The sequence below is a fragment of the Pyxidicoccus sp. M15 genome, assembly GCF_056858435.1.
Genome location: NZ_CM166495.1, coordinates 2651201 through 2670880, shown reverse-complemented (window position 1 = coordinate 2670880; position 19680 = coordinate 2651201). Strand labels below are relative to the sequence as shown.

14 protein-coding genes are annotated in these 19680 nt (G+C 71.7%); 11 read left to right on the top strand and 3 right to left on the bottom strand.

What is annotated here, in order from left to right:
- The first annotated feature begins 34 nt into the window (after positions 1 to 34).
- From dnaX to recR, 4 genes are all read left to right on the top strand, one after another.
- The gene (dnaX, locus tag ACX9TP_RS10765) at positions 35 to 1198 is read left to right on the top strand and encodes a DNA polymerase III subunit gamma/tau (RefSeq protein ID WP_482979630.1); all 1164 of its coding nucleotides are present in this window, start codon (positions 35 to 37) and stop codon (positions 1196 to 1198) included.
- Between the two features lie 316 nt (positions 1199 to 1514).
- Positions 1515 to 3119, top strand: a complete 1605-nt coding sequence (locus ACX9TP_RS10760; protein ID WP_482979629.1) for a DNA polymerase III subunit gamma/tau — start codon at positions 1515 to 1517, stop codon at positions 3117 to 3119.
- Between the two features lie 92 nt (positions 3120 to 3211).
- A complete protein-coding gene (locus tag ACX9TP_RS10755; RefSeq protein ID WP_482979628.1) occupies positions 3212 to 3529 on the top strand; it encodes a YbaB/EbfC family nucleoid-associated protein in 318 nt (105 codons plus the stop codon).
- A 6-nt stretch (positions 3530 to 3535) separates the two neighbouring features.
- Positions 3536 to 4129: a recombination mediator RecR gene (recR, locus tag ACX9TP_RS10750; protein WP_482979627.1), complete on the top strand. Its 594-nt coding sequence runs from the start codon at positions 3536 to 3538 to the stop codon at positions 4127 to 4129.
- 38 nt (positions 4130 to 4167) lie between these two features.
- On the opposite strand, the gene ACX9TP_RS10745 is transcribed toward recR, so the two are convergent.
- The 3 genes from ACX9TP_RS10745 to ACX9TP_RS10735 form a co-directional block, all read right to left on the bottom strand.
- Positions 4168 to 6102, bottom strand: coding sequence for a protein kinase domain-containing protein (locus ACX9TP_RS10745; protein WP_482979626.1), 1935 nt, complete (start codon positions 6100 to 6102; stop codon positions 4168 to 4170).
- Between the two features lie 2 nt (positions 6103 to 6104).
- Positions 6105 to 8084: a FecR family protein gene (locus ACX9TP_RS10740; RefSeq protein ID WP_482979625.1), complete on the bottom strand. Its 1980-nt coding sequence runs from the start codon at positions 8082 to 8084 to the stop codon at positions 6105 to 6107.
- A gap of 91 nt (positions 8085 to 8175) precedes the next feature.
- Positions 8176 to 9714 (bottom strand): MSCRAMM family protein, encoded by a 1539-nt coding sequence (locus tag ACX9TP_RS10735; protein WP_482979624.1) that lies wholly within the window; start codon positions 9712 to 9714, stop codon positions 8176 to 8178.
- A 290-nt stretch (positions 9715 to 10004) separates the two neighbouring features.
- Here ACX9TP_RS10735 and mglB point away from each other — a divergent pair, with 290 nt between their 5' ends.
- The 7 genes from mglB to ACX9TP_RS10700 all read left to right on the top strand — a co-directional run bounded on the left by mglB (position 10005) and on the right by ACX9TP_RS10700 (position 19679).
- The gene (gene mglB, locus ACX9TP_RS10730; protein WP_002637270.1) at positions 10005 to 10484 is read left to right on the top strand and encodes a gliding-motility regulator GTPase-activating protein MglB; all 480 of its coding nucleotides are present in this window, start codon (positions 10005 to 10007) and stop codon (positions 10482 to 10484) included.
- 11 nt (positions 10485 to 10495) lie between these two features.
- Complete coding sequence (mglA, locus tag ACX9TP_RS10725) at positions 10496 to 11083, top strand: gliding-motility regulator Ras-like GTPase MglA (RefSeq protein ID WP_015347803.1); 588 nt, start codon at positions 10496 to 10498, stop codon at positions 11081 to 11083.
- A gap of 178 nt (positions 11084 to 11261) precedes the next feature.
- Positions 11262 to 11924 (top strand): dihydrolipoamide acetyltransferase, encoded by a 663-nt coding sequence (locus ACX9TP_RS10720; RefSeq protein WP_482982147.1) that lies wholly within the window; start codon positions 11262 to 11264, stop codon positions 11922 to 11924.
- Between the two features lie 10 nt (positions 11925 to 11934).
- Positions 11935 to 14343: a tetratricopeptide repeat protein gene (locus ACX9TP_RS10715; RefSeq protein WP_482979623.1), complete on the top strand. Its 2409-nt coding sequence runs from the start codon at positions 11935 to 11937 to the stop codon at positions 14341 to 14343.
- The gene (locus ACX9TP_RS10710; protein WP_482979622.1) at positions 14343 to 17759 is read left to right on the top strand and encodes a tetratricopeptide repeat protein; all 3417 of its coding nucleotides are present in this window, start codon (positions 14343 to 14345) and stop codon (positions 17757 to 17759) included. Before ACX9TP_RS10715 ends, ACX9TP_RS10710 begins: the two co-directional genes overlap by 1 nt.
- Positions 17756 to 19372, top strand: coding sequence for a tetratricopeptide repeat protein (locus ACX9TP_RS10705; RefSeq protein ID WP_482979621.1), 1617 nt, complete (start codon positions 17756 to 17758; stop codon positions 19370 to 19372). The genes ACX9TP_RS10710 and ACX9TP_RS10705 overlap by 4 nt, the downstream gene beginning before the upstream one ends.
- A gap of 7 nt (positions 19373 to 19379) precedes the next feature.
- A complete protein-coding gene (locus ACX9TP_RS10700; protein WP_482979620.1) occupies positions 19380 to 19679 on the top strand; it encodes a hypothetical protein in 300 nt (99 codons plus the stop codon).
- Position 19680: the final 1 nt, after the last annotated feature.

Sequence of the window (19680 nt, the reverse complement as noted above, 5' to 3'; positions counted from 1 at the left end):
CGCGCGTAAATGGCGGCCGCAGAAATTCGATGACATGACCGGACAGGAGCACGTCGTCCGGACCGTCGCGAACGCCATCAAGATGGACCGGGTCGCCCACGCGTACCTGTTCTGCGGCCCTCGTGGGGTGGGCAAGACGACGGCCGCCCGCCTGCTCGCCAAGGCCCTCAACTGTGAGAAGGGCCCCACGGCGAACCCGTGTGGCGAGTGCCGCGCGTGCACGGAGATTGCCGCCGGCACCAGCGTGGACGTGGCGGAAATCGACGGTGCCTCCAACAACGGCGTGGAGAACGTCCGCGAGATTCGCGAGAACGCCAAGTACCTGCCGCAGCGTGACAGGCACAAGATCTACATCATCGACGAGGTCCACATGCTGTCGGGGGCGGCGTTCAACGCGCTGCTCAAGACGCTGGAGGAGCCGCCCGGGCACGTGAAGTTCATCTTCGCGACCACCGAGGCGCACAAGCTCCCGGACACCATCCTCTCGCGGTGCCAGCGCCACAACTTCCGCCGGATTTCGGCGGCGCGGATGCTCCAGCGGCTCCAGGAAATCTGCAAGGCGGAGGGGGCGGGCATCTCCGACCGCTCGCTGTCGCTGGTGGTGCGCCAGTCCGAGGGCGGCATGCGCGACGCGCTCAGCCTCCTGGACCAGATTCTCGCCTCGTGCGGCGCCAACCCCACGGATGAAGACGTGGCCGAGGCGCTGGGCGCCATCGACCGGACGATGGTGCAGGACTTCGCCGAGGCGCTGGTGCGCAAGGACGCGAAGCGCATCCTCGAGCGAGTGGAGGAGGTCTTCAACCGCGGCCTGGACCTGAAGCGGCTGGCGGAGGAGCTGGCGCTGCAGCTGCGCCACCTCTTCGTCACCAAGACGCTGAACCAGGCCCCCGACGAGCTGGCCGAGTCCGAGCAGAAGGCGCTCCTCGCGCTGGCGAAGGAGGCGGAAACGGCGCAGCTCACGCGCCTGTTCGACGTGGTGCACGGCTGCGTCTGGGACGTGTCGCGCGCGGCGCAGCCGAGGCTCGCGCTGGAGATGGCCCTGCTCAAGGCCATCCAGCTCTCGCCGGGCGGCTCGATTCCGGAGCTGCTCGCGAAGGTGGACCGGCTCGCGGCCGGGCTTCCCCAGGGGGAAGGCGCTTCGAAGAACACCGCTGGAGCGCCGGGAGGTCGCTCCAGTCCCGCGAACTTTCGCGCCTGAAGTCCGGCACGACGTTCCGCCTCCGCCCTCCCCTGCCCCACGTCCGTGGGAGGCCCGACCCGCGGCCTCCGCCCCGCGCGCCGTCGAGCCCGTGCGTGACGCGGAGGCGGTGTCCATGGGCGAGCCGCGCCATTCCTCCGAGCCGGTGCGCTCGGCCGAGTCGGCACGGTACGCCGAGCCTCCACGCAACGGTGATTCCGTGCACGCGTCCGGAGGGCCGCGCCACGCCGAGCCTCCACGCAACGGTGATTCCGTGCACACGTCCGGAGGGCCGCGCCACGCCGAGCCTTCACGAGGCGCCGAGCCAGTGCGCTCGATGGAAGTCGCGCGCCACGCCGAGCCTTCACGAGGCGCCGAGCCGGTGCGCTCGTTGGAAGTCGCACGGCATGCCGAGGCCGCGCGCCACACCGAGCCGATGCACCCGGGGCCCGCGATTCCGGTCATGCCGCCCGTGGCGCCCACCGGGCCCCTCATGGACGACCTGCCGCCCTCCGCGGCCCGTCCCCTGTCATTCCTGCGCAACGGCGGAGGCGCTGGCGCCACCGCGCTGACGGCTTCGTCGGCCGCCGCCGTCCCCGCGTACTCCGCCGAGGACGTGGTGCCCTCCGGCCCACTGATGGACGGGCTGCCGCCGACGGCCGCGCGCCCGCTCTCCTTCCTCCGGAAGAATGGTGGCGCCCAGCCCCCGCCTCCCGCTGCGCCGCAGCAGCCTCCGGCGGGAGCCACCCCACTGTCGCGCACTACCGAGCCGGCCCCCTCGGTCCGCGTCACCAACGTCCGCAAGCCGGAGCCGCAGCCCGGTCCTTCCGAGCCGCCGCCCTACGCGGAGGACGACGACGCGCGCTACTACCCCGAGGAGGCCTCACCCGAGGGCTGTGCCTCCGGCGAGTGCATCCCGGACGACGTCCCGTCCGAGCCCCTCGCCGAGCCCGCGTCCGCACCCGCCGACGCTGGAATGGCAGCACGGGAGAATGGCTCCGCGTCTGCGCCAGCCGCCGCGGCACCGAGCGGGTATTCGCCCGGCGTTTCACCTCCCTCCGCCGTCGCGGCGCCAGGCGCGCATTCGCCCGGCCCCGCACCTGTCTCTACCGTCGTCGCGCCAGGCGCGCATTCGCCCGGCTCCGCACCTGTCTCCACCGTCGCCGCGCCGAGCACGCCTTCGCCCGCCTCCGCCGCATCCCTGGCCACGCGGGCCCCCGCGTCCGGAGTGTCCCCGGCATCGCCCGCCTCCGCGGGCTCCGCCTCTCCAAGCGCGCACGCAGCCGCCACCTTCGAGCCGACGTCAGCCCCGCGCGCCCCCAGCACAACGGCCCCGGTCTCCGCGCGCCCCACCTTCGCGCCCCCTCCCGCCGCCGCACCGGTGCCACGCGCTCCCGCCAGCTTCACCCCGGAACCCGACCCCGAGCCGGAGCCGGAGTCCGCCGCGCCGCTGCCTGTCGCCCGAGGCCGGGACAACCCGAACCTGCCCCTCATCGAGCGATGGCGGGCCGCGGTGGAGAGCGTGAAGGGCACCTCGCTCCGTCACGGAACGGCGCTGGCCAACGGCCGCCTCCTGTCCATGCGGGCGGGGGAAATCGTCCTCGGCTTCCTGCCCACGGCGGGCCTCCACCGGATGACGGTGTCCGCCGCCGCCGGCAAGGCCACCATCGACAAGCTCCTGGCCGAGCACTTCGGCCGCCCGGTGAGGCTGTCCTTCCAGGACATCACCGCGGACGACAGCCGGGCCACGCCGAGCATCGCCGAGCAGGACGCCCAGAGCCGCGCCAACCACGAGAAGAGCACGGAGGGCAAGGTGCGCGGCCACCCCGCCGTCCGCGCGGTGCTCAAGTTCCTGGGAGGCGAAATCGAGCACATCCAGGTCTACGAGCCCGAGCGCCCCTCGGCCGTCCCTGCGGCCGACACTCCGGACGACAGCGCCTGACAACCACCGCGCGCAACGGTAGGGTGCGCCCTCACTCCACGCCCGGGCGGGGCCAATGAAGGCACCCGCTCCCACGAGTACCGAGGAAGCACATGCCTGGCGTCGACCTGAACTACTTCATCCGGCAGGCGAACAAGCTGACGGAGAAGATTGAAGAGCGCAAGCAGCAGCTGGCGGACGAAACCGTCGAGGCCAAGTCCGGTGAGGGCCGCGTCACGGTGGTCGCAAACGGCATCCAGGAGATTCGCAGCATCAAGATCGACAAGTCCGCCATCGACCCGAATGACCCGTCGATGCTCGAGGACCTCATCACCGCCGCCGTGAATGCTGCCCTGGCGAGCAGCCGTCAGCACATGCAGCGCGAGCTCGCGAAAATCTCCGGCGGCATCAAGATCCCCGGCGTTACCTGATACCGGATGACTCCCGATCCGCTGAATCGCCTTGTCGCCCAGCTCGCGAAGCTGCCGGGCATTGGCGAGAAGACCGCCCAGCGCCTCGCGTTCCACATCCTGCGGGCGCCCGGCGAGTACGCCTCGGACCTGTCCCTGGCCATCCGCGAGGTGAAGGAGAAGGTGCACCTGTGCGTGCGCTGCTTCTCCCTCACCGACTCGGAGACGTGTGGCTTCTGCCGGGACTCCCGCCGTGACGAGCGCGTGCTCTGCGTGGTGGAGACCTACGCGGACCTGATGGCGCTCGAGCGCACTCGCGAGTTCAAGGGCCGCTACCACGTCCTGCACGGCGTGCTGTCGCCGCTGGAGGGCGTGGGCCCGGAGCAGCTGCGCATCAAGGAGCTGCTGGAGCGACTCAACGACAGCCGGGTGGAGGAGCTCATCGTCGCCACCAACCCGGACGTCGAGGGCGAGGCCACCGCGCTCTACCTGACGCGCCTGCTCAAGCCCATGGGCCTGCGCGTCACCCGCATCGCCCAGGGCCTGCCCATGGGTGGTGATTTGGAGTTCGCGGACCAGGCCACGCTGGCGAAGGCGCTGTCGGCCCGCCGAGACCTGTAGCCGCGAAGCACCTGGCGGCGCCGGGCTTTCCGGCGCCGCTACTCCGTCACCCGCCACGAGAAGGGCATCACCACCGTGACTTCCTGGTCCCGGTGGGCCGGGAAGCGCAGCCGCTCGGCCTGCGCCTCCAGGCAGCGTCCCACGCCCGTGGAGGCCAACGGCCCCCGCGTCCCCGCATTCACCTTGCCCGACGAGGCGATGGTGAGCTGCACCTGCACCTCGCCCTGCGACGACGGCAGGTCCGTCTTGAAGCGCTCGAAGCAGGTGGTGATGCGAGCCCGCCCGCGAGACACCACGCGCTGGATGTCCTCGAGGCCCAGCGTCACCAGCTTCTTCGCGGTGGCGGTGCGAGCCTCCGGCTTCCTCCCCGGGGCCGGGGCAGCCTCTTCCGTCTCGGAGCCCGCCGCCGCGCTCGCAACCCCGGCGACGTCCGCGTGCTCGGCGTCCTGCGCGGTCGCCGCCGTGTCGCCCACCGAGCTTCCCTCAGGAGTGCCCGCGGCCGCCTCCGGAGAGCCACCCGCCGCGAGGGCCGCGCCCACGGAGTCGCCCGTCGCCGAGGGCATCCCCGCCGGGGCGCCGGCGCTCCCGAGCGGGGCCGGAGCTGCCTGTACCTTCGCCGCCTCGGCGGGCTGCACGATGGACGGAGACGCCTGGACCCGCTGGACACCGGCGTAACCGACGACGGCCGCACCGGCCAGCAGCAGGGCCCCCGCGGCGCCGAGGCTGGCCGTGAGCCAGCGCCGACGCCCTGGCGCCGGGCCCACGGAAGCAGCCTGTGCCGGCACCTGCGGCCCGGCCTGCACCGCGCCCACACCCGCAGCGACGGCGGGCTGGGACAACCTTCCCGGAGTCATCGCCGTGGGCGCGTCGGCCCCCGGGGAACGCCGGCCGTACACGTCCGTCGCGGGCTTCTCCCCCGCCGGCACCTGCACGGGCGAGCCCTCCGTGCCGTGCGTGGCGGTGAGGGTGGCCAGCGTCGGGATGCGGGTGCGCTCCGTGAAGCGCTCCTCGCCGAAGTGGCCGCGCAGGAAGGCGCCCAGCTGCGACGTGCCGGACGCGCTCAGGTTCTCCCCGAGGAAGGCCTCCAGGTCCTCGGCGAAGGCCTCCGCCGTGGGGTAGCGGTCCTCGGCCTTGAAGGCCATGGCCTTGAGGATGATGGCCTCCAGCTCCTCGGGCAGGTCGGGGCGCAGCTCGCGCGGGCGCTTGAAATCGCCCTGCAGGAGCGCGTTGAGCACCGCCAGGTCGTTCTCGCGCGAGAAGGGCCGCACGTGGGTGAGCGCTTCGTAGAGGCTCACGCCCAGCGCGAAGACATCCGCGCGCCGGTCCACTTCCTTCCCCTGCGCCTGCTCCGGCGCCATGTACATGTACTTGCCCTTCACCACGCCGGTGCGCGTGTTGACGAGCCTCGACTCGGCCTTGGCGATGCCGAAGTCCAGCACCTTCACCTGCCCCTGGTACGTCAGGTACAGGTTGGAGGGAGAGATGTCGCGGTGGACGATGTTCAGCGGCTGCCCGGACTCGTTGCAGAACTCGTGGGCGAAATGCAGCCCGTGCGCCGCGTCGATGAGCACCCGCAGCACCACCGGGAAGGGCACGTACTGCCGCCGCCGTCCCGCCAGCCGCAGCGTCGTGGAGAAGTCCTCGCCCGCGAGGTACTCCATGCTGATGTAGTAGCAGCCCTCGGTGAAGCCGAGCTCCTGTATCTGCACGATGTTGGGGTGGGACAGCTTCGCCGCCAGCCGCGCCTCGTCGCGGAACATCTCCACGAAGTCGGGGATGTTCGACAGGTGCGGCAACATGCGCTTGATGACGACGTTGCGCTCGAAGTTGTCCGCGCCCAGCAGCTTGGCGAGGAAGATTTCCGCCATGCCGCCCTCGGCCAGCTTCCGCACCAGCACGTACTGGCCATAGGGACGCAGCAGGGGCGGAGCGGCTTCCTCGGGAACGGGCCGGGTCGTCTGGGTGGGGGTCATCCTCACGGCCCTCGCGGTTTCAGGGTGCGCACCGTATGGACTTCCGGGGCACCGGGACGGTTCATCTTAAACACCAGCATCGGGGGGGTGCCCACCGGCTCCGCCCAGGTACTGAAGCGGTGTTTGCCATCCAGGGGTACCGGACGTCCATTGATGGACAGCCGGGCGTCCACCGGCGCCACCCCCGTGGCCCGCACCTTCTCCGCGGCCCGTGTGCCGTTGCGCGGCGAGGCCACCACCAGCTCCGGCACCGAGTTGTCGTAGACCAGCTCCAGCTTGTTCATCCGCCCGCCCTTGAGCTGCGCTCCCGACGCCGACAGCGGCGTGACGGACCACAGGTAGCTGCCTTCGCCCAGCGCCCCAGCGTCCAGCGCGGCGCGCGTGTCCGGCACGGTGCGCTCGGCCACCGGCGTGCCCAGCGCGCCCACGCGGTACACCGCCACGCGGTACTTCGCCGCCGTGGCCTCCTCCCCGTAGGTGAAGGTCACCGCCGGAGGCTTGTCCTGGTAGAAGATGGTCGTCTTCTCCGGCCCCTCCGGCACCACGTTGCGCACGCGGTCCAAATCCCTCGACGGACGCTCCGGAGCGAAGCTCGCGCTGCCCTTCGCCACCTCCGTCCCGTCCTCGCGGCGCGCCCGCCAGTACAGGGTGCCGCGCGCGGGGGCGGACACGTTGACGAAGGGCCGGAACACCGTGCCCGTCAGCACCGGCCGCGTGAAGCCCGCGTCCGTGGCCACCTCCACCCGCGCCGCGCCCTCGCCCTCCCAGGTGAAGGCCACCTCGGACAGGCCCTGGTGGTACACCTCCGCGCCCTCGCCCATGCCCAGCGCCAGCGGCGCGGGCGCGAGCGGCTCGACGCGAGCGGCGCCGGACGCGCCCTCCAGCGTGGCCCGCTCTCCGGCCCGCAGCGGCTGCCTCGACTCGCCGCGCACCAGCGTCACCTGTCCGGTGAAGGCATCCACGCGATAGCCCGTGGCCGTGCGCCGCACCTCCAGCCCCGCCGCGCCGTTGCCCTCCAGGCCCAGCCCCGGCAACACCACGCGGCTGGTGCGGCCCTGCGCGAGCTGCAGCCCCAGCCCGCCCTGCCGCAGGTCCACCCGCGCCTCGTCCGTGGTGCCGCCCTGCCCCGCCGACTCCAGCACCAGCTCCGTCGAAGAGCCCAGCGACAGCACGGAGGACGAGCCCTCCAGCGCCAGCACCGCCGTGCCGCCCGGGCGCGTGCGCACGCCGTCTCCGGGCGACAGCGTCTCGCCCTGCTTCTTCACCGGGCGCCAGCGCACCGTCCCCTGGGGACGCACCTCCGCGCGGCCCGCGCCCAGGCGCACCGTCACGGGGATGGGCGCCAGCTCCACCACGCGTGGCGTGCGCACCAGCTCCGCCCTGCCACCGGCCACCGCCACCGCCTCGCCCTGCGCGGCGCGGAGCTGTTGCCCGTCCTTGCCCACGAACTCGATGGCGCCCAGCCGCACCTCCACGCGGCCGGCGTCCTTCTCCACCGCCACGCTCACCTCGCTAGGCGCATCCGAGCCCACGCGGGTGAGGCCGAAGGGCGTGAGGATGCTCAGCGTCACCTTCTTCGTCCCCGCGCCGGTGGGACGCGCCCCCGCGGGCACGCGCGACAGGATGATGCCGCGCTCCACCTGCATGACGATGCCGCCCGAGTCCTCGCCCATGGCGAAGCGCGCGTCCGGCCCCACCTCCACCGAGCGCCCGTCCGGAAAGCGCACCGTCGCCGCGCCCCCCGCGCCCGTCTCCACCGCGTCGCCGCCGTGGAGGGGCCCCGCCACCGCCGGAATGGTCTTCCCTCCGCGCTCCAGCCGCACGTCGCCGGACAGTCCCTCCAGGCGTCCGAGCTCCGCCCCCGGGCCCGCGTCCGGCGCGGGGGCCGGGGCCACGGGCGTCGCGGGCGGAGTGGCCGCGTCCTCGTCACAGCCGGTGACGAGGAGCAGGAGGGCCAGGCAAAGGGGACGCGCGGTGCTCACCGTTCAGGCCTCTGGAGCAGGGATGAAGCGGCCGTCCCCGCGTCGCGACTCGCGGCGAGCAGGACAGCCAGGACGAAGGAGCGCGCGGGACTCACCGTTTCTGCCTCGGGAACAGGTCGACGTTGAAGATGGCCTGCTCGCCCTCTCTCAGCTTGATGGACTTCGTCTGCGACAGGTGCCCGGGGGCGGAGATGGTGATGCGGTACGTCCCGCCCTTCACCCGGACATTGAAGGCGCCCTTCGCATCCGCGCGCGTGCGCACCTTCGCCTGGGGGATGCGCAGCGTCGCCGCCAGCGGCCTGCCGCCCCGCGTGCTGCGCACCTGCCCGGTGAGGGTGGCCGGCCCGCTCTTGCGCTCCGACGCCAGCGGCACGGACAGCGCCGACTCCTGCCCGGCGACCACCACGGCCGCCTCCTCCGCGGGACGGAAGCCCGGAGACTTCACCGTCACCGCCACCGGCCCGGGCGCCAGGTCCTTCACCCGCGCCTGGCCCATCATGTCCGTGCGCACCTCCGTCGCGCCCACCGCCACCCGCACGCCCGGCAGCGGCACGCCATTCTGCGCATTCACCACCGTCACCCGCAGCGCCCCCGTGGGCGGAGGCAGCCTGCGCGCCCGCACCTCCAGCGCCGCCCGCCCGCCGTCCTCCACCGTGGCCCGCGCCTCCTCGGGCGAATAGCCCTCCGCGCTCACCCGCGCCGCCACGTCCCCCGGAGGCAACTCCGTCTCCACGCGGCCCTGCGCGTCCGCCACGCGCTCCACGTCGCCCACCCTCACCCGCGCCCCCGGCAGCGCCGCGCCCGTCTCCGCGTCCACCACGTGGAGCGACAGCGTCCCCGCCGGCACCCGCGCCGGCGCCGACACCGGCGCCGCGGGCGCGAAGTCATTCCACGTCAGCTCCAGCGCCGCACCCACCCGGCGCAGCCGCTGCTCCGAGCGCGTCCCGTCTGCCAGCGTCACCGTGTCCCGCACGTGCTGGAAGTCCAGCACCAGCGTGCCGCCCCACCGCGACACCTGCTTCAGGGGAATCAGCAGCGCGCCTCCCGCCGAGAAGCCCGTGGCCTCCGCCTCGGCGCCCGACGCGTCGCGCGCCGCCAGCGTCACCGGCAATTCGCCGCGCGCCTCCAGCTTCAGCCCCAGGAAGAGCGGCACCAGCACGCGCCCGTTCACCACCGCCGCGTGCCGCACGCCCCGCGCCAGCACCGGCTCCGCCGAGCTGCCGAAGAGCGGCAGCTGCGCGAAGCCGTAGCCCGCCCCCACCTCCGCCCGCACCGGCCCCAGCAGCAGCCGCGCCCGGGGCCCCACCGACGCGCGCACCAGGCTGCCGCCGGTGATCCGCAGCGCCCCCTCCTTCAAGTCGAACGCCTCGCGCTGCACCCCCGCCCACGCCCCCAACCACGGCCCCACCCACCCCATCCCCACCACCGCCAGGTCGTTCGGCGTCAACCCCTCATAGGTGAGCCCCGGCCCTACATCCGCCTGCTGCCCATCGCGCAGCGCCACGCCGTAGCGCAGGCGCAGCGAGGCATGCTCGGCCACCTGCTCCGCCCGGGCGGAGGCCGGGGGAACCAGCACGAGGAGCACCAGCGCCAGCCGCGCCGCGAGGAGGAGGGGGGTGGGGGGATGCAAAGCCCGGCCGAGTATAGAGAAAGCCGCGAAGGCCCCCAACCCCGTGACCCGGGAAGAGTCCCCAGGAGCCCTTCCGTGCACCCCCGCCGCCTTCCTACAGCCCGTCCGTACGGCATGGGGACGGCCGCAGAACGCGCTCGGAGACGTGGATGGCTTCTTGCTGGAGTGGGTTCGCTTTGCTAAGCATCCTCACGGTCGGTAGCGGCTCGTCTAACCTCCGGGATTCACTCCAGAAACAATCGGAGCGTCGCGTGAGCGGGGCGAGCGAACGCTGAGGAGCGCATACGCCCATGGGCACGCAACTGGTGATGTACGAAGAGGAGTTCACCAAGATCAACGCCGTTTGCGACCGGCTTACCAAGGACGCGAACGCGAAGGTGGTGTTCCTCGTCGACAAGAACGGGCAACTCATCTCCTCGGCCGGACAGACGCAGAACATCGACACCACCTCGCTGGCCTCGCTGACGGCCGGCAACGTGGCGGCGATGGGCGGCCTGGCCAAGCTGATCGGTGAGAACGAGTTCCCCAACCAGTTCCACGAGGGGGCCAAGGACTCGCTCTACATGACCATCGTCGGCAGCCGGGTCGTGCTGGTCGTCATCTTCGACAACCGCACCAGCCTCGGCCTCGTCCGCTTGCGCATCAAGAAGGCCAGCGACGAGCTCACGAAGATCTTCGAGAGCCTGGTGAAGAAGACCGACAGTCCGGGAGCCGGGTCGCCCTTCGCCGAGATCTCCGACGACGATATCGACAACCTCTTCAGCGAGTAAGCCGGGAAGCCATGTCCTTCATCAACTACTCATCCCGCGAAATCAACTGCAAGATTGTCTATTACGGGCCCGGGCTCTGCGGGAAGACGACCAACCTCCAGTACATCTACAACAAGACCGCCGCGGAGACGAAGGGCAAGCTCATCTCCCTCTCCACGGAGACGGACCGCACGCTCTTCTTCGACTTCCTCCCGCTGTCGCTCGGTGAGATTCGCGGCTTCAAGACGCGCTTCCACCTGTACACGGTGCCCGGTCAGGTCTTCTACGACGCCAGCCGCAAGCTCATCCTCAAGGGCGTGGACGGTGTGGTCTTCGTCGCCGACAGTCAGATCGAGCGCATGGAGGCCAACATGGAGTCCATCGAGAACCTCCGGGTGAACCTCGCCGAGCAGGGCTACGACCTGAACAAGATTCCGTACGTGGTCCAGTACAACAAGCGGGACCTGCCCAACGCGGTGACGGTGGAGGAGATGCGCAAGGCCCTCAACCCGCGCAACATCCCCGAGTACCAGGCGGTGGCCCCCACCGGCGTCGGCGTGTTCGACACCCTCAAGGCGGTGGCGAAGCTGGTCCTCACGGAGCTCAAGAAGGGCGGCTGAAGCAAGCAGGCCACCGGGCGGGCGACGGCCGCTCGCACCGGTCGTGAGAAGACGGCCCGCCGGGAAGGGTGCTATGACCTCGGCCGTCGGGTCGGGCCGTCCAGCTTGTTGAGGTCGCACCGTGCGTGTCGCTGCCGCCACCTTCCACCTCCTCGCGCTCCTGAGCGCCACCGCCTGGATGCCGGCGCTCGCGCAGGAACCGTCCGCCGCTCCGCCCGCCGCCGCGCAGTCCTCCGCGGCGCCGGCCCAGACGGCGGACGAGGCCTTCGAAACCCGCGTGAAGACGCTGGAAGAGGAGGTCGTCGACCTTAAGGAGAAGATCTACCGCTCCAAGGCGCGGCTCCTCCTGTTGCAGGAGTCGGTGCTGGGCGGTGACGTCTCCACCGGCTCGCGCGCGGTCATCGTCCACAAGAACGAGATGGGCGGCTCCTTCCTCCTGGAGTCGGTGGCGTACGCGCTCGACGGCGCGCCCATCTACACGCAGGTGGACACCGAGGGGGACCTGGGCAAGCGCCTGGAGTTCGAAATCTTCAACGGCCGCATCGTCCCCGGGCAGCACCAGATTGCCGTGCGGCTGGTGTACCGCGGCAACGGCTACGGCGTGTTCAGCTACCTGGAGGGCTACAAGTTCAAGGTGCAGTCCAGCTACACCTTCAACGCGGAGCCCGGGAAGCTGTCCACCGTGCGCGTGGTGGGCTTCGAGCAGGGGGGCATGACGACGGACCTGAAGGACCGGCCCGCGGTGCGCTACGACATCGACGTGTCGAAGGACCCCGGCCGCAAGGTGACGCCCGCGGACGGCGCGCCGCCCCCGGCCACCACCTCCTCCGAGACGAAGTAGGGACCCACTGGTGAACGCGTCGCTCCGCGCCCTCGCCCTGGCGGCCGCCCTGCTGGGCACCGCGCCCGCTCCCGCGGCCGAGCCGCGTCCGGCGTCGCGCCCGTCCGCGCGAGACCTGACGCAGCAGCTCGGCGCCGTGGAGCAGGGCCTGCGGGGCGCCGAGGAGAACCTGCGCTTCGTGGAGCTGCAGTACACGCAGCGCGCCGAGCCCAGCGACGACGACTCGCGCGAGCGCCGCTTCTCCGACGGAGAGATTCAGTACCTGCTGGGGGACTGGCCGGCGGCGTCCGTCCTCTTCTACGACCTGGTGAGCGAGCCGCGCTTCAAGAGCCACCCGCGCTACACGGACGCGCTCTTCTACCTGGCGGACTCGCTCCTCCAGCAGAACAACTACATCGGCTCGCGGCTCTACCTGCGCGAGCTGCTCTCGCTGCCCATCTCCTCCACCCGCTACCGCGACGCCCTGTCGCGCTTCCTGGTGGTGGCCGGGCGGCTCAACCACTACGAGGGCGTGGACGGCTACGTGGAGAAGGCGCGGGCCCTGTCCGGCGGGCAGCTGCCCGCGGAGATGGCGTACGTCTATGCGAAGTGGCTCTTCCGCCGCGCGGACCTGCCACCCGAGGAGCGCCTCGCCCGCACGCGCGCCGCCTTCACCCCGCTGGCGCAGTCTCCGGACGGCGCCTTCCGCCTCCAGGCCGCGTACCACCTGGGCGTGCTCTCCGTGCAGGCCGGAGATCTGCCCGGCGCCATCCAGCAGTTCCAGCAGCTGGCGCTCTCCCCTGCCGCGCAGGCCCCCGGCGTGAAGCGCCCCGCCACCGGAACGTCGTCCGAGCCCGACGCGCAGCGCGTGCGGGAGCTGGCGCTGATGTCACTGGGGCGGCTGTTGTACGAGACGGGCCGCTTCGACGAGGCGCTGGACACGTACAGCCGGGTGCCGCGTGAAAGCGGGTCCTTCCCGGACTCGCTCTACGAGGTGGCCTGGGTCCACGTGAAGATGGGCAACCACCAGCTGGCGAAGAACGCCATCGACATCCTGCTGCTGGTGGCGCCCGACTCGCAGCTGGCGCCCGAGGCGCGCCTGCTCCACGGCAACCTGCTGCAGAAGCTGCGCCAGTACGAGCAGTCCATCGAGACGTACTCGCACGTCATCGACACCTTCCGCCCGGTGCGGGACACGATGGACAACCTGCTGCGCGTGGACCGCGACCCGGTGGTGTACTTCGACCGGCTGCTGGCGCGCACGGACGCCTCGCCGGACATCAGCACGCTGCTGCCCCCGCTCGCGCTGCGCTACGCCACCACGGAGCGCGAGGTGGCCGAGGCCATCCGGATGGTGGGTGACATCGACAGCGGCCGCAAGGGCGCGGGCGAGGCGCAGGACCTCGCGAAGCGCATCCTCCAGGCGCTGGACACGCGCGGGCTGGAGACCTTCCCGGAGCTGCAGGAGGGCTACACGCGCGCGGACGCGGTGGACTCCGCCCTCACCCACGCCGAGGCCGCGCTGGTGCGCGTGGAGGGCGCCGCGCTGGAGGACGTGCTCACCCCCGCGGAGCGCGAGCAGCTGGCGGGCCTGCGGCGCGAGCGCGAGGCCCTGGGCGTGCGCTTCGGCAAGCTGCCCACCACGATTCAGGAGCTGGAGGAGCGGCGCCAGCGCATGCAGGCCCGCGTGGACGCGGTGGACCGCGACGCCTTCCGCCTGGGCTACGAGCTGCGCAGCATGGAGGCCGTCGCCACCTCCATCCGCAAGTGGGTGGACGACACGCGCCTGGAGCGCAAGTCGGACCCCAACGAGGAGCGCGAGTTCCTCGTGCAGCTCCAGGCGGAGACGCAGACGCTGGCGGACCTGCAGGCGGAGCTGGCCGCCACGCGCGCGCGCCTCATGGATGAGCGCAACGCCGCGGCCACGCAGCTGGCCGGAGAGCAGACCATCCGCGCCGGCTACGCCGAGGCGCTGCACCGCGAGCACGCGCTGCTGACCACCGCCGAGTCCCGGCTGCCCCCGGACGCCGCGAGCACGCTGCTCAAGGCCCACGAGGTGCGGAGCCGCGCGGACGCGATGCGCGCCCGCGTGACGGCGGCGCGGAGCGTGCTGCGCGCCCGGCTGGAGGCGCGCGGCCGCGTCATCCGCGAGAAGGTCGTGGCCGAGCAGGAGCTGCTCAGCCGCTACGAGGCGGAGGTGGCCTCGGTGACGGGCGACGCGCGCAACCTCGTGGGCCGCATCGCCTACGAGAGCTTCCGCCGCGTGCGCCAGCAGTTCTACGACCTGGTGCTGAAGGCGGACGTCGGCGTGGTGGACGTGGCCTTCACCGAGAAGCAGGACAAGACGACGGAAATCCAGAAGCTGTCCGCGCAGAAGGACAAGGCCCTGCGCGAGCTGGACGCCGAGTTCCGGGACGTCCTGGTGGAGGACGGCCAGTGATGCGCCACGGCCTCCTCGCAGCCCTGCTCGCCCTCACCTCCCTGCCCTCCGGCGCCCAGGAGGCCGGGAAGGCCGGGGCTGCAGCGGCACCGACGACGGCGGCTTCGGCCGCCGCGGCCACGGAAGCGCCCGCCGCTCCCGCCGCGCCGGCTCCGGCGCGCCCGGAGTACCTGAAGGGACTGGGCCGCACGCCCGAGCAGGAGGCCCTGCTCCAGGACGTGAGCCGCGCGCTGAAGACGTACGAGGAGGAGTCGCGCGAGTTCCACCGCGAGGTGCAGCAGCTGGTGGAGCGCAAGTACGAGCAGAAGCGCGGCTCGCTGTCGGGCTCGTACGAGAAGGCCATCCGCGACCTGGAGGCCCAGGAGCGCAAGGAGCGCCTGTCCGCCATCGCCCGCTTCGAGGAGTTCCTCCGCCGCTACCCCAACGAGCCGCGCTACACGCCGGACGTGATGTTCCGCCTCGCGGAGCTGTACTACGAGCGCTCCGCGGACGCGCACCAGGTGGCGAGCAAGGAGTACCGCGACAGGCTCGAGGTGGCGGAGAGCAACCCCGACGCGGAAGTGCCCACCGAGCCGACGGTGGACTTCTCGGACTCCATCGCGCTCTACCGCCGGCTGCTGAAGGACTTCCCGGACTACCGCCTCAACGACGGCGCCACGTACCTCTTGGGCTACTGCCTGGAGGAGCAGAAGCAGTTCGACGAGAGCCTCGCCACCTACGAGCAGCTCATCGCCCGCTACCCGAAGAGCCGCTTCTCCACCGAGGCGTGGGTGCGCATCGGCGAGCACTGGTTCGAGGACTACGAGGACCCGCAGGCGCTGGACAAGGCCGCCTTCGCCTTCGAGTCCGCCAGCCGCGACACCGCCCACCCGCTCTACGACAAGGCCGTCTACAAGCTGGGCTGGACGTACTACCGCATGGACCGCTTCGACGAGGCGGTGGGCTCCTTCCTCACGCTCGCGGACTTCTACGAGGCCCAGCGCGTGGCCCGCGGTGACGAGAAGGCCGGCGGAGACCTGCGCGAGGAGGCCCTCCAGTACGTGGCCATCTCCCTCGCGGACGAGACGTGGGGCGGCATCCCCCGCGCGCAGGCCCTCTTCGCGCAGCGCGGCGCCCGTCCGTACGAGGCGGAGGTGTACCGGCGCCTGGGCAACGTCTACTTCGACCAGACGAAGTACCCCGCCGCCATCGAGGCGTACCGGCTCGTGCTGGCCAAGGACCCGCTCGCCCCGGACGCGCCCCGGCTGCAGCAGCGCATCGTCCAGGCGTACACGGGCGACCGGCTGATGGCCCAGTCCTTCACCGAGTCCGAGGCGCTGGCCAACCTCTACCAGCCGGGCACCGCCTGGTACGAGAAGAACAAGCGCGACCCGGAGGTGCTCTCCGAGGCGAACGCGCTCGTCGAGCGCAGCCTCTACGGCACCGCCACCTACCACCACCAGCAGGCGCTGGTGTTCAAGCAGGAGGGCAAGTTCGAGCAGGCCAACGCGGGCTTCCAGGTGGCCGCGCGCGCATACGGCGCCTACCTGGAGCGCTTCCCCCGCAGCAAGAGCGCGGGCGAGATGCGCTTCTACCACGCGGAGTGCCTCTACAACTCCTTCCAGTTCGCCGCCGCCGCGAAGGGCTACGAGCTGGTGCGCGACACCAACGTGGCGGAGAAGCACCGCGACGACGCCGCCCTCAACGCGGTGCTCGCGTGGCAGCAGCAGCTCGTCGTCGACGTGCAGTCCGGACAGGCGCCGGACCTGAAGCCGCTGCGCTCCACCGAGCGCCCCGAGGGCGAGGTGGTGAAGCCCATCGCCTTCACCGCCACCGAGCAGAAGCTCATCGAGTCGTCGGACAGGTACCTGGCCATGCTCCCCAAGGGCGAGAAGGCGCCGGGCATCGCGTACAAGGCCGCGGAGCTGTACTACGCGCACAACGACCTGCCCGAGGCGCGCCGCCGCTTCGAGTCCATCATCCAGACGTACCCGAAGCACGAGGTGGCGAAGTTCTCCACCAACCTCATCGTCGAGACGTTCCTCATCGACAAGGACTGGAAGAGCGTGGAGGAGGTCAGCGCGCGGCTGGCCGCCAACTCGCAGGTCATCGACCCGTCCAGCGACCTCCACAAGGACCTGGTCAAGTTCAAGCTCGCCGGCCGCTTCAAGCTGGCCGACCAGCTCATGGCCGAGGGCAAGAACGACGAGGCCGCGAAGAAGTACATCCAGCTGGTGGACGAGGAGCCGCGCCACGAGTTCGCGGACAAGGCGCTCAACAACGCCGCGGTGGCGTATGAGAACACGCGCCGCTTCGACTCCGCGCTGAAGCTCTACGAGCGCATCTACCGCGAGTACCCCAAGTCGCCCCTGGCGGACGCGGCGCTGTTCCGCGTGGCGGTGAACGCGGAGAACTCGTACGACTTCGAGAAGGCGGTGGCCAGCTACCAGAAGCTGGTGAAGGACTACCCGAAGTCGAAGGACCGCGAGGCGGCGCTCTTCAACACGGGCCGCCTGCTGGAGGGCCAGCAGCGCTACCCCGAGGCCGCCGCCACCTTCCTGCGCTACGCGGACCTGTTCCCCAACGCGGAGGACGCGCCGAAGAACCAGTACCGCGCCGCCCTCATCTACGAGAAGCAGGGCGACGAGCGCGGGCAGATTCGCGCGCTCCAGGAGTTCGTCGCCAAGTTCTCCCGCAAGCCCGGACAGGTGGAGTTGGTGGTGGACGCCTACCGGCGCATGGGTGACTCCCACCAGAAGCTGGGCAACGAGCGCGAGGCCCAGCGCGCGTGGACGCAGGCGGCCGGCGAGTTCGACCGGCGCAAGCTCCAGCCGGACACGCACCCGCTCGCGGCGGACGCGGCCGCCTATGGCCGCTTCCAGGCGGCGGAAGCCGAGCTGAAGAAGTTCGACCGGCTGAAGATTGGCGGCAAGGGCAAGGCGCTGGAGCGCAGCTTCACGGCGAAGCGCAACGCGGTGAAGTCGGTGAACGAGGCCTACGCGCGCGTCTACCCGTACAAGCGGCTGGAGTGGACGCTGGCGGCGCTGTACCGGCGCGGCCACGCGCTGGAGCGCTTCGCCAACACCATCATCGAGACGCCCGTCCCCGCGGAGGTGAAGCGCCTGGGTGAGGAGGCGGTGGTGGTGTACCAGGACCAGCTCGCGCAGCAGACGACGGCCCTGGAGGAGGCGGCGGTGGAGAGCTACGCGGCCACGCTCGCGGAGGCGCGCAAGAATCGCATCTCCAACGAGTGGACGCGGCGCACGCTGGAGGCCCTCAACCGCTTCCGTCCCAAGGAGTACCCGGTGCTGAAGGAGCCCAAGCAGGCCCTCGCCGCGGACGGCGCCTACCCGGATGGACTGGTCGGCAGTGTGAATGGCCCGCAGCCCTCGGCGCCGAGGGAAGCACCGAAGGTCAGTGGCGGAGGTGCACAGTGAGCCCCACCTCGCGTTTCCCCGGCGCCCGCGCGCTCCTCGCCGCCGTCGCGTCCGGCCTGCTGCTGTCGGCCTGCGCCTCCAGCCCCCAGACGCGCCCGGATACGGCGCCCGTGACGGACGGCACCGCCGCCGACGCGGGGACCGCCGGCACGGACGCGCAGGCCCAGGCCGGGAAGCCCGCGGACGCAGCCCTCGCGCGCCCCGAGGAGCCCCGGGGCCCGGCGCGGGACTTCGCGCGCGCGGTGGACATCGCCCGCCGGGGCGAGCTGACCGCGGCCGAAGCGGCGCTGCGGACGCTGACGCAGGAGCAGCCGAAGCTCGACTACGCGTGGACGAACCTGGGCATCGTCCAGGAGCGCCTGGGCAAGCCTGACGACGCCGAGCGCTCCTACCGCCAGGCGCTGGCGGTGGCCCCCGAGCAGGAGGCCGCGTGGGACTGCCTCGCGCGCCTGTACGGCCGCACGGGCCGCTCGGTGAAGCTGGAGGCGGAGCTGCGCAGCCTGCTCGCGACGCGCAAGGACTCGGTGCCGCTGCGCACCGCGCTGGCCGTCACGCTGCTCCAGCAGAAGAAGCACGAGTCCGCCGCATCCGAGGCCAAGCTCGCGCTCAAGGGCGACGAGCGCCACGTGCGCGCCATGCAGGTGCTGGCGCAGGTCTACCACCGCGAGGGCAAGCACGAGCTGGCGCGCATGGTGCTGGAGAACGCGCGCGCCATCGACGCGGAGGACGCCGCCACGCACAACGCGCTGGGCCTGGTGTACCTGGCCCTCAAGGCGCGCCCGCAGGCGCTGGAGGAGTTCAAGGAGGCCGCGCGGCTCAGGCCCGACTTCGCGGAGGCGCGCAACAACTTCGGCGCGCTGCTCAACGAGGCGCAGGACTACCCCGCCGCCGTCACGGAGCTGGAGGCCGCGGTGCGGGCCGCGCCCGACTTCGCCTCCGCGCGCCTCAACCTGGGCAACGCGTACCGGGGCCAGGGCGACTTCGCCCGCGCCCGCGCCGAGTACGAGCAGGTGCTGAAGCTGGTGCCCGCCTCGGCGGACCCGTACTTCAACCTCGCCATCCTCTACCTGGACGTGGAGCCGCCCGGGGTGGACACGCTCGAGCGCTTCAAGACGGTCATCAGCTACTTCGAGCAGTACCAGGGTAAGGGCGGCCGGGACGAGCGCATCGACCAGTACGTGAAGGACGCGCGCAAGGGCATCGAGCGCGAGGAGCGCCGCCTCGAGCGCGAGCGCAAGGACCAGCTGCGCAAGGCCGAGGAGCAGCAGAAGGCCGAGGCCGACAAGGCCGCCGCACAGAAGCAGGCCGCGGAGGCCCAGGCCGCCGCGCAGAAGCAGGCCGCGGAGGCCCAGGCCGCCGCGCAGAAGCAGGCCAGCCCTCCCCCGCCGGCCCAGGCGCAGCCCCCCGCCCCCTCCGAGGGCCAGAAGGCCCCGGCCACCAGCAAGAAGGCGAAAAGCGTCCGGAAGAAGAAGGGCGCCGCCACCGCCCGGGCCTCCGAGGGAACCCCGTCCCCGGGTGCGGTGTCCCAGCCTGGGAGCGCACCGTCCCCCACCAACCCCACCCCTGCCCCCGCGCCCGCCGGCTCGGGTAAGCTCGCCAACGACGCCCAGTAGGCCCGCCATGCGCACCGCCCTCGCCCTCACCATGCTGCTCGCCGCCGCGCCCGTGCTCGCGCAGGACTCCGCGTCCGCGGGCAGCGCTGGCGCGAGCACGTCCGGCACCCCGTCCACGGAGAGCCCGGGGACGGGCAAGAAGCCGCGCAAGGTCATCCGCCTGGACGCCATCACCGTCGAGGGGCGCATCCAGAAGCCCCAGGCCTTCTACATCCTTCCACGCTCCAACCTGAGCTTCGACGAGCTGAGCCGCACGGAGACCTTCGTGCCCAAGGTCGTCAAGAGCGTGGAGCAGGACCCCTTCTAAG